This window comes from Dolichospermum sp. LEGE 00240 (assembly GCF_015207875.1).
GTDB classification, from domain to species: domain Bacteria; phylum Cyanobacteriota; class Cyanobacteriia; order Cyanobacteriales; family Nostocaceae; genus Dolichospermum; species Dolichospermum gracile.
On sequence record NZ_JADEVZ010000112.1, the window covers coordinates 1 to 10450 of the forward strand.

Here is a 10450-nt window from a genome sequence, read left to right on the forward strand (position 1 = left end):
CGCCAATTGCGGAAATATGTATATACAGTTTGCCATGGGGGAAAGTCTCCGGGTAAGTTTCGCCATGTACATCCTTGAGTTAATACATAAAAGATGGCATTAAGTACGCACCAAATATCTACTTCTCGTTTTCTACCACCAGTTTTAGCTCCTGGAATTAAAGGTTCTATTAGTTCCCACTGTTCTTTAGTTAGGTTGCTGGAGTATACTTTACTCATTGCTCTCTACGGTTCTGTATTTTTAGTATTTACAGATTATACCCTGAGAGCTTTTTTTACTCAACTTCTAACTTTTCAAACACCCTCTAAACCGTAACGAAAAACACTTTTAGCAAAACGTCCATGTTTCTTGATTTTGATAGGTTGGTGTTGATGCAACCATTCTCCAGTCTTGACAGCCCAACACATAGCTAATGACAGTAAAGCTAAGAGCTTACTCAATCGGTTAGAATCAATAAAATGTGTAGATTCCAAGCAAAAACCAAGAGTTTTAAACATACCGAACAAAGTTTCAATCCCCCAACGACGGCCATAGTCAGCAATCATGGTTTGGGGAGAAGTATCAGAAATCACGATTAATAACTTGCCATCATCAAGACGTAAACCAGCTACATAAACTGAACGACCCCAGACCCAACGACGAGTAGATAAAACCTGAGATTCACCCGCAGCCAGATGAGCAAAAATGACGCTACCTGGAAGAGTCTTTTCTGTATCACTAATTAAATCAGTGTGACGAATCCTGATTCGGAATGGAATATTTGGTTCAAGCAGTAAATAACTTAACCATTCTGCCCCCACGAATTCTCTGTCAGCACTGATATAGTCAACTTGTGCATCTGGGAACAGTTGTCCAAATCGGTCAAGTAAATCCATTCGTTCATCCGTGTTGGAGTTACCTTTCTTCTCCAATATCTGCCAAACTAGGGGGTAAGCGACACCATTATGTACTACTCCCAACATGAGGATATTTAACCATATTTGACCAAAACGCCATTCAGTCCGGTCAATACTTAACACCCAAGGCTGGGGAATGTTCATGATTTTTACAATCATTTTCGCTATGACTGCATAATCTATATCAAAATCTCGGAAAAATCTTTGCAACCGTTTGTAATTGGATTCGTTTTTAGCACAGTTGCGAAAACCAGTTGCTAATTCTACCAAGTTCACTGTCTTTACTCTTAATAAAGATATTAAAAATAACGCTAAAAAGCTTAGACGCGCTCCATGCCATTCCAAATGTGGTTTTAGTGTGTCTCGTAATAGGTTAATCTGGTTCATAGGGGTTTCTTTGATTGTGTGGTAACTTTCTATGAAACCCTTTCTTTGTTTCCTTTGCAAGCTTTTTCTCTATTTTTTGTCCTGTACAGAGATGAACAATACCTTGTCCATTTTCTGCTTTGTTGGGTTAAGCGACAGCGCAACCTAACGCATTTGTTGGGTTTCATGCTATTGCTTCGCGTTCACGCAGTGTCCCGCAGGGATACGTTTACGTTCCACAACCCAACCTACAAATCAAGGCTTTTTCTAATTTAGACAAGGTATTGATGAAGTAAAATGATATGTAATAGCAGATTTTAATTCAGGACATTTTTGTAATGGCTTTTATATATTACTACACCGTAAGATTTGAAGATACTGATGCGGCTGGAGTCGTTTATTTCGCTAACATTTTGAGAATTTGTCATGAAGCTTATGAGGTTTCATTAGCAGCTTCTGGTATTAATCTTAAATCATTTTTTACTAATCCATCTGTGGCTTTTCCTATTGTTCATGCAAATGTAGATTTTTTACGTCCTATGTATTGTGGTGACAATTTAATGATTAGTCTATTAGCAGAAAAAATAGGTTTAGATAAGTTTGAAATTACCTATGAGATGATCATAGATGAAGTCATAGTTGCAAGGGCAATTACTAGGCACGTTTGTATTGATGCAAGTAGTAAAATGAAGCAGGAATTACCAGATTATATGAATAATTGGTTAACAACTAATCACAGAGATGCGGAGGGTGCAGAAAGAAGAAAATCAAGGGAGGATGTGATGTGATTTCAGAATATCTTCGGCGATTTTTTGGAGTTGTTGACGTTTGATTTTACCTTGAGTATTCCGAGGTAAGTTCGGTAGGGAAATCCAATGTTTGGGAATTTTGAATTTACTCAGTTGATTTTTTAGTTGAGTTTGAATTTGCAAATGAGAAATATTTTGATGATTGGGAATATACATAGCTGTTAATGCTTGTCCCCAATGTTTATCAGGTACACCAATTACACAAACATCAGTTACCATTTGAGTTTTTCTAATCGCCGCTTCAATTTCGATTGGATAAACGTTTTCCCCACCTGTAATGATTTTATCGCTATTTCTGCCAATAATATGTAAGTAACCTTGATGATCTAAAAAACCCAGATCATCAACTATAAAGTTATTTCTATTTTCCCAGATTTCGGGATAATAACCTAATGCTAAAGATTGAGTTTGAATATTTATATTTCCTGGTTGATTATCAATAGTGATTTTAGCATGGGGTAGAACTTTTCCACTATTAAATTTACCTTGTAAAAATTCATCTGGTTTGAGAGTTGCTATTTGAGAAGCGGTTTCTGTCATTCCATAAGTAGGTGCTAATCTAATTTGATGAAATCTCGCTTTTTCTAATAGTTCTTCCCAAGGTGGCGCACCTCCTAAAAGGACAGTAGAAAATTGGGATAACCATTGAGTTAATGCGGGATTTTGGTAGATTTTTTGTAATTGGGTAGGAACTAAAGATATAAAAAAATCGTGGGGATTAATATTTGGTAATTGCGAATTTTCTAAGGTTTTAGACGTGGTAATTACTAATTTACCGCCTGTTGTAAAGGAACGCATAAATTGCATTAATCCACTCACATGATATAATGGTAATATACAAAATGAATTAACTGCATTGATTTGAAAATATTCTGTAAATCCCTGTACAGAGGCGGTTAATGTTTGCCATGTATGAATAGCAAATTTGATCTTTCCTGATGAACCACCAGTAGCAATCATAATACTATGGGGAATTGGCGATTGATAATTGTGAATTGATGATTTTGAAAAGTGATGATCTATTCCTAAAACTATATCTGGTTGAATTAAATTCAAGACTTGTTCCCATTCGTCTGGACTCCAATCTGGGTTACAGAGAAAAACAGGACATTTAGCCGCACAAGCAGCAATAAAACTTCCTAAAAATCTCACTGGTGATTTTTCTGCAATGATGATTTTTGGATTTGATAACTGGGTTAATTTTAAATATAATTCTGTTGCTATCTTTGGTAATTCTTGGCTATGATCACAAATTAGCCAATCATGATTTTGGATATTATTTAAAAGGTTTTCCATAGGTTTTCTAGCCAGTTTGCTTCTTGTTGTTGAAAAAAGTGGTTAATTCCAAAGCCAACAGCGCGGTTATTTGTGGATAATTCTGCGGCTAATTGTAGTGAGGCTTGTCTACCAATTTCGGTTTCAAATACAGATGAAAATACCATATCAATTTGATATTGTTTGCAAAACTCTCTTAACCGAGATGGTGAACCGAATATTCCCGGTTTAATTACAAATATTCCTCGCCAACCTTGCTGAAAACATGATTCTAATTGGTGGAGATTGGCGATAGATTCATCTAAGGCTATGGGTGTTAAATATAAGTTACTTAATGCTTGCATTTCTGTAAATTTATCTACAGATAAAGGTTGTTCGATAAATTCAATTTTGGGTAAGAATTGATCACATTTTCTTAACCATAATTTAGCTTGTTGATAAGTAAGTCCGCCATTAGCATCTAAACGTAATTTTGCTGATGTTGGTAAACTGGAAATGAGTAAATCAAATATTTCTAATTCTTGATTGATTTCATGAACACCGATTTTCCATTTAAATGTTTTATATCCTTGTTTCCATAAGTTACTCCATTGATTTAATGCTGATTTTCCGGCTGGTAATAAGCCGCTATAGGTGAGATTAGTAAGATTAGGCGATTGGAAATCGCGGCTACACAAACAAAACCCACCTGCGTGGGTTGAAGATTCAAAAGTACCTGGCGACTGGAAGTCACGGCTACACAGGCGAAACCCACCTGCGTGGGTTGAAGATTCAAAAGCAAATTGACAGGCTGGTAATTTATCAGGAATGGTAAAGATTATCTCTGTGGTAATTGTGTGTGGAAGTTGACGACAAAAATCTAAGGCTTGTTCTATGGTTTCTGAACCAAACCAAGAAATAGGAGAAATTTCTCCCCAAGTAATCTGATCTTTTTCGTCAATTAAGCGGATAATTATGCTTTCGCGGATTTCCCAAACTCCATGATTTGTAATAATAGGTTTGGTAAATTTTTGACTAAAGTAACGAAAAGAAAATTGATAAATCATGAGAAAGGAGTCAGGATTCAGGATTCAGGAGGGATAAAGTAAAGAAGAAGAAAATTTATCCCATTCCGTATTCCTTGCTTTATATAGCGTTTCCTAGTCTGATGAGGTATAAAATTATCTGTGTTCATCTGCGTTTATCTGCGTTTAATTCTGACAATTATTAACCAAGAATAAATCCCACACCCAAGAATAAGCAACTCACAAAATGAACTCTGATAGCGATAAATTTAGAGTTACTTACTTTGTCTGGTTGATTGTGATTTTCTAGGACGTGACGACATAATTGAATTGCGAAAGGTAAACTCAGGAAACTTAGTAAAGTCCAAATTGGGAAAATATTCAAAATCACAAATAGCAAAGTTAAAGGATAAATACTTGCCGTAAGTCCGACTAAAACCTTTGCGCCTGTTTGCGTTCCTAAGCGCACAATGGGAGATTTCTTTCCTGCGGCGATGTCATCTGCAACTTGATGAAAATGGGAGCAGAATAGCACTAAACTGGTAACAATGCCCAAAATCACGGAAGCTGCTAAATTGATGATAGACCAAGTTTGAGTTTGACTGTAATAGGCTGCACTCATACCCAATGGACCAAAGGCAAAAAAGCAGAGAAATTCCCCTAAACCCTGGTATCCTAGCCGAAAGGGAGGACCTTGGTACATATAGCCTAAGCCGCAGCATAAGAGGATTATAGCAATAACTGTGGGGTCTTTTTGCAAAAGAGCGATCGCTATTATTCCCAACAACCCCAAACCTAAACACAGGTTTCCTGTCCAAAACATTAAAGTTTTGTTACCAGTTAAATTCACCAATGAATGATGTTTATTTTTATCAATTCCAGTATCAGAATCAAAGACATCATTACTAATATTTTCCCAAGCTAAAATTAAAATCGCCGCCGCAATAAATAAAGAAAATATTGTTATATTAAAAATATTTACTTCCCTAAATGCTACCGTCGAACCTACCCAAATCGGCATAATAGCGACACTGTACATTGGCGGTTTAATAGCCGCCAGCCATAGTTTAGCTTGAGGTGGTGAAATCTGAGTTGAAGTCATCAGTCGTGATTAATTAAATTACCAGAACTTTAGTTATCAGTTAAATTTTATAATTTTCCAGGAACCTCGACTAGCTATTTGAGATTTATGATTGTTGATCACTCATGAGGACAATCAATAAATTACCAAAAAATGCTAATTTTATGATTATAGGCGAATATCCTGCCATAAAACCTGCTATCTTGCCGTCAAAACAGGATAAACCCCATAATCAAGCTAAATTTATGCTGGTTAATGGTGACTAAATTATGTTACCTATAAAAATACCACCATGATTCATTACATTTTAGGAAGATAACGTAATAAAAATTAACTTATACATCCATGACAATTTCACCATGTCGCAGCCACACCTTTGTAGATTACAAATACCTTAATCAATTGCTATTAGAGGTTCAGGAAAATTGCCGTCGCCATAATAATAGTAAAATTGTCAGTATTCCCCTAGAAATTAGCTTAGTTGATCCTTTGCTATTTTTCGATCAATTTAATCATAAAAATACCATAAACTTTTATTCTGAAAATAGAAGTAATGGTGAAGCAATAGCCGCAATTGGTACTTTAGATAAAATAGAAGTCTCTGGTCAAGATAGGTTTACAAAATCAGAAGAATTCATCAAAAATTGTCTGGAAAACATAATTCCTATCTCTGATAAAAATCAGACTTTTTCCCTACCTCGATTTTTTTGTAATTTTAGTTTTTTTGATCAGCATAAAAAAGCAGATTATCCATTTCCTTCTGCTACGGTTTTCTTACCTTGTTGGCAAATAGCTTTAAAAAATAATCGCTGCACATTAATAATGAATACAATTATTAATTCTAGGATGAATATTCCCAAAATATTGGATAATTTACAACGCCATTTAGAAATTATTAGATCCTTGCATACCCATTCTCTAAATATTGATAAATCTCCTTTAAATTTATATAAAAAGATCACTAATAATGGTGATAAATTTAAAACTTCTGTTGCATCGGTTTTAGAAATCATCCACGCTAACCAGTTAAGAAAAATCGTTTTAGCTGATACCTTAGATGTCAGTGCTAATCATGATTTTAATTTATTAAATTCCTTGAATAATCTCCGGCAATCACATCCTAATTGTAATGTATTTTCCACCAGTAATGGTAAAGGACAGAACTTTATTGGTGCTAGTCCAGAACGATTAATTAGTATTCACAAACAGCATTTAATTACTGATGCTTTGGCAGGTTCAGCCCCCAGAGGAAAAACCCCCACAGAAGATGCTACAAATGCTAATAATTTAGTTAATAGTACCAAAGAAAAACACGAACATAAACTGGTGTTAGATTTTATTACTCAACATTTATCTCAACTGGGTTTATTCCCCCAAGTTTTAGCACCTAGACTGCGACAATTATCGAATATACAGCATTTGTGGACACCAATTAGCGCGGTAGTTCCGAATCATATTCACCCTCTACAAATAGTTGCCAAACTCCATCCTACTCCAGCAGTAGCGGGGGCAGCGCGAGATATTGCTTGTGCAGAAATTCGTCGTTATGAAAGTTTTGAAAGGGGTCTATATGCAGCCCCTTTAGGGTGGGTAGACGGGGAAGGAAATTGTGAATTTATTGTCGGGATTCGTTCGGCTTTAATTGATGGGAATTATGCGAGATTGTATGCAGGTGCGGGTATTGTTGCCGGTTCAGATCCTGAAAAGGAATTTGCAGAAGTGCAACTTAAATTGCAAGCTTTATTAAAAGCTTTGGTTTGAAGTGAGGACTTATGGATAATTAATTATTATCACGGAATGGGCGCAGACCCTGCGCCCCTACTGCTATTATATTATAAGTCTCGATGACTAAATGATTTTGCGTTTGCACCTGTGTAGGTTTTCACAATATGTCCATTACCAGACATTTGATATTTATATGTTATCAAACCTTCTAAACCAACTGGTCCGCGAGGGGGCATTTGTTGGGTACTAATTCCCACTTCTGCACCAAATCCATAACGAAACCCATCAGCAAATCGGGTAGAACAATTATGATAAACTCCTGCTGCATTGACTAAGCCTTGAAATGTTTCTGCGGCTGTGATATCTTCAGTAATAATGGCTTCTGTGTGGCGAGAACCATAATTTTCAATGTGGGATATGGCTTCATTTAAAGAATCAACTATTTTAATGGCTAAAATCAAATCGCTATATTCTGTTTGCCAGTCTATTTCTGTGGCTGGGGCAATATCTGGTAAAATTTGTAAAGTACGTTCATCACCTTTTAGTTCTACATTTTGTGCTTGTAAAGCTACGGCAACTTGGGGCAGAAATTCGGCAGCAATGCTACTATGAACTAGCAAAGTTTCAATGGCATTGCAAGCTGCGGGATATTGAATTTTAGAGTCTACGGTAATACTAATAGCTTTGGCAATATCGGCGAATTGATCTACATAAAGATGACAAATTCCATCAGCATGACCTAATACGGGAATGCGGGTATTGTCTTGGACAAATTTCACAAAAGCATTAGAACCTCTGGGAATAATTAAATCTACATATTTATCTAATTGCAAAAGTTCTAATATTTCTTCTCTACTGGTTAACAATTGCACGACATCGGGATTAACTGCCGTGTGAGATAATCCTTGTTTAATGGCTTTAACTATAGCTTCGCAAGAACGTAATGCTTCTTTTCCACCTTTGAGAATTACGCCGTTACCGGATTTAATTGCTAAGGAAACTATTTGAATTGCGGCTTCGGGACGGGCTTCAAAAATGATACCTAAAACGCCCAAAGAACAGGTAATGCGTTTGAGAATTAAACCTGTATCAATTTCTCGATGAATTTGAACTTTACCAATAGGATCTTCTAGTTTACCAACATCTCGCACACCAGCGATCGCATCCCTTAATTTATGTTCGTCCAAAAGTAGCCGTTTATAAAGGGGTTTAGCGATTCCTGCCGCTGTCGCCCCTTGACAATCAGCCAGATTTGCTTGCAAAATATCATCCTGAGCTAATTCTAAAGCTTGTGCGATCGCTTCAATGGCTTGATTTTTATCTTCAGTGGAGAGAACCGCCAGCTTACTTGCCGCTTGTCGAGTTTGTTGTGCGATAGCTTCGCTTGCAGTAGGCATCGCACTTAAAGGAGAAACAATGTCGAGAATAGTCATAGCACGCCAGAATTTTCAAGTATGGTAACAATCTGTGTCTTTCTCCCATCCTATCAATCTTAGTTAGCCAATAACTAATAAACAGATTATTGATATCTGACGCACCCTACCAATGTGCCAGTTGCGTAAGTCCTGAATCTCTATAACTTTTTCAACCAATAGTTATGGAAAAATTAGCTATTTCAGCTAATTTCCCCCTATTTCGCTCATTCGAGCCAATTGAGTCCAGAAACTTAACCTTCTTGAACTTGACGCTCAAAGTCTGAGCAAGTTTTTTCCACTACAGCCAGAGCTAAAGGATAGATATTATGATGCTCCTCTTTCAACCAACCCAGGAGATTAGCCAACTGAGCATTCCGTAAATCTAAATCCGTCTGAAAAATAATTGAAGTAGCCATCGCTTGAGCATATTGAGATGGATGACCTTGCTGAATAAACGTATCCACTAAAGCGGCTAAAGCTGTCTGTGGCACAGTAGGAGGAGTCCCTGGTATAGACATAGTTTTTAGAAAAAATAATTAGTTAAATCATCCTACTTTATTTAAACAAAGAGTGGCTAATAGTAAGACTACTTAATTTCAAAGAGAAATTCTCGGAAATTTACGGGAATTTACTGTAGACAAGGCTTACATACTGAGAGATAATTTCACTTAGCTTTTATATTTCCTACGCATTTAGAAATAGTCTACTCACTTATTTTTTTAGAGATACCTACAGCCCTCTATGCCCTACAATATTTATCTAAATTCTAGCCCCAAAAGACTCAAAAAGTGTGGACAGCCTGAGTTTATGCAGTCCCTCAATATTAAGAATGGAAATAAAAATCCCATATATTAATTAAATATTAATCAAATAAACATAAGAATATCATCCAGACTCTCTAAGTAATACTGATAAGTAGTACAGACCAAATTATAAATAATGAATGAATAATGAAAGTTACATTTATTTACATTTTTTACCCTTCAACCTATTTACATCTTTGGGAATAAGTGATATTTGTATATTGTGGTTGGTTAAACAACTAACCATCAAACAACAATGAGCTAAGGTGCAAACATTATGGCAGTCGAAAAAACTAATTCTTCCTCCAGCTTGGCAGAAGTTATTGATAGAATCCTTGACAAAGGTATCGTAATTGATGCTTGGGTTCGTGTTTCTTTAGTTGGTATCGAACTACTAGCAATTGAAGCTCGGATCGTCATTGCTTCCGTTGAAACCTATTTAAAATATGCAGAAGCAGTTGGTTTAACTCAATCAGCAGCAGTTCCTGCTTAATTATTAATTAAGTAGATTTCCACAGCATAGTAGAATAACTCGAAGATCAAAATCTGACAGTTATTCTCCCAATCAGATCAAGTTCACAACAACAATGAGCTAAGGTGCAAATATTATGGCAGTCGAAAAAACTAATTCTTCCTCCAGCTTGGCAGAAGTTATTGATAGAATCCTTGACAAAGGTATCGTAATTGATGCTTGGGTTCGTGTTTCTTTGGTTGGTATCGAATTACTAGCAATTGAAGCTCGGATCGTCATTGCTTCCGTTGAAACCTATTTAAAATATGCAGAAGCAGTTGGTTTAACTCAATCAGCAGCAGTTCCTGCTTAATTATTAATTAAGTAGATTTCCACAGCATAGTAGAATAACTCGAAGATCAAAATCTGACAGTTATTCTCCCAATCAGATCAAGTTCACAACAACAATGAGATAAGGTGTAAATATCATGGCAGTCGAAAAAACTAATTCTTCCTCTAGCTTGGCAGAAGTTATTGATAGAATCCTTGACAAAGGTATCGTAATTGATGCTTGGGTTCGTGTTTCTTTGGTTGGTATCGAATTACTAGCAATTGAAGCTCGGAT

Annotated in this window: 11 protein-coding genes and 1 pseudogene; 5 read left to right on the forward strand and 7 right to left on the reverse strand. The window is 36.2% G+C overall.

Annotated elements, in window-relative coordinates; all coding sequences use genetic code 11:
* Both IQ226_RS23205 and IQ226_RS23210 read right to left on the reverse strand, forming a co-directional pair.
* Window positions 1-218: transposase (locus tag IQ226_RS23205; RefSeq protein WP_193899320.1), on the reverse strand; the 218-nt coding region annotated here is incomplete at its 3' end.
* A gap of 84 nt (window positions 219-302) precedes the next feature.
* Window positions 303-1283 (reverse strand): annotated as a pseudogene (locus IQ226_RS23210) (IS4 family transposase); the annotation flags it as partial.
* A gap of 317 nt (window positions 1284-1600) precedes the next feature.
* Here IQ226_RS23210 and IQ226_RS23215 point away from each other — a divergent pair.
* Entirely contained in the window at window positions 1601-2050 is a 450-nt protein-coding gene (locus IQ226_RS23215; protein WP_193899324.1) for a thioesterase family protein, read from the forward strand.
* Here the strand turns inward: IQ226_RS23215 and IQ226_RS23220 are convergent.
* The 3 genes from IQ226_RS23220 to menA form a co-directional block, all read right to left on the reverse strand.
* Complete coding sequence (locus tag IQ226_RS23220; RefSeq protein WP_193899326.1) at window positions 2030-3367, reverse strand: 2-succinylbenzoate--CoA ligase; 1338 nt, start codon at window positions 3365-3367, stop codon at window positions 2030-2032. The genes IQ226_RS23215 and IQ226_RS23220 overlap by 21 nt on opposite strands.
* Window positions 3352-4392 (reverse strand): o-succinylbenzoate synthase, encoded by a 1041-nt coding sequence (locus IQ226_RS23225; protein WP_193899328.1) that lies wholly within the window; start codon window positions 4390-4392, stop codon window positions 3352-3354. Before IQ226_RS23225 ends, IQ226_RS23220 begins: the two co-directional genes overlap by 16 nt.
* Window positions 4393-4552: 160 nt before the next feature.
* Complete coding sequence (menA, locus tag IQ226_RS23230) at window positions 4553-5452, reverse strand: 2-carboxy-1,4-naphthoquinone phytyltransferase (RefSeq protein WP_193899329.1); 900 nt, start codon at window positions 5450-5452, stop codon at window positions 4553-4555.
* A 324-nt stretch (window positions 5453-5776) separates the two neighbouring features.
* Between menA and IQ226_RS23235 the strand changes: the two genes are divergently transcribed.
* Complete coding sequence (locus IQ226_RS23235; RefSeq protein WP_193899330.1) at window positions 5777-7192, forward strand: isochorismate synthase MenF; 1416 nt, start codon at window positions 5777-5779, stop codon at window positions 7190-7192.
* Window positions 7193-7263: 71 nt separating this feature from the next.
* Here the strand turns inward: IQ226_RS23235 and IQ226_RS23240 are convergent, their stop codons facing one another.
* Together IQ226_RS23240 and IQ226_RS23245 are read right to left on the reverse strand one after the other, a co-directional pair.
* Window positions 7264-8589, reverse strand: a complete 1326-nt coding sequence (locus tag IQ226_RS23240) for a glutamate-5-semialdehyde dehydrogenase (protein ID WP_193899331.1) — start codon at window positions 8587-8589, stop codon at window positions 7264-7266.
* A 233-nt stretch (window positions 8590-8822) separates the two neighbouring features.
* A complete protein-coding gene (locus IQ226_RS23245) occupies window positions 8823-9089 on the reverse strand; it encodes a hypothetical protein (protein WP_193899332.1) in 267 nt (88 codons plus the stop codon).
* A gap of 562 nt (window positions 9090-9651) precedes the next feature.
* Here IQ226_RS23245 and gvpA (IQ226_RS23250) point away from each other — a divergent pair.
* The 3 genes from gvpA (IQ226_RS23250) to gvpJ form a co-directional block, all read left to right on the forward strand.
* Window positions 9652-9867 (forward strand): gas vesicle structural protein GvpA, encoded by a 216-nt coding sequence (gene gvpA / locus IQ226_RS23250; RefSeq protein WP_015080752.1) that lies wholly within the window; start codon window positions 9652-9654, stop codon window positions 9865-9867.
* 115 nt (window positions 9868-9982) lie between these two features.
* Entirely contained in the window at window positions 9983-10198 is a 216-nt protein-coding gene (gene gvpA, locus IQ226_RS23255) for a gas vesicle structural protein GvpA (protein WP_015080752.1), read from the forward strand.
* 115 nt (window positions 10199-10313) lie between these two features.
* Window positions 10314-10450: gas vesicle protein GvpJ (gene gvpJ, locus IQ226_RS23260; RefSeq protein ID WP_193899333.1), on the forward strand; the 137-nt coding region annotated here is incomplete at its 3' end.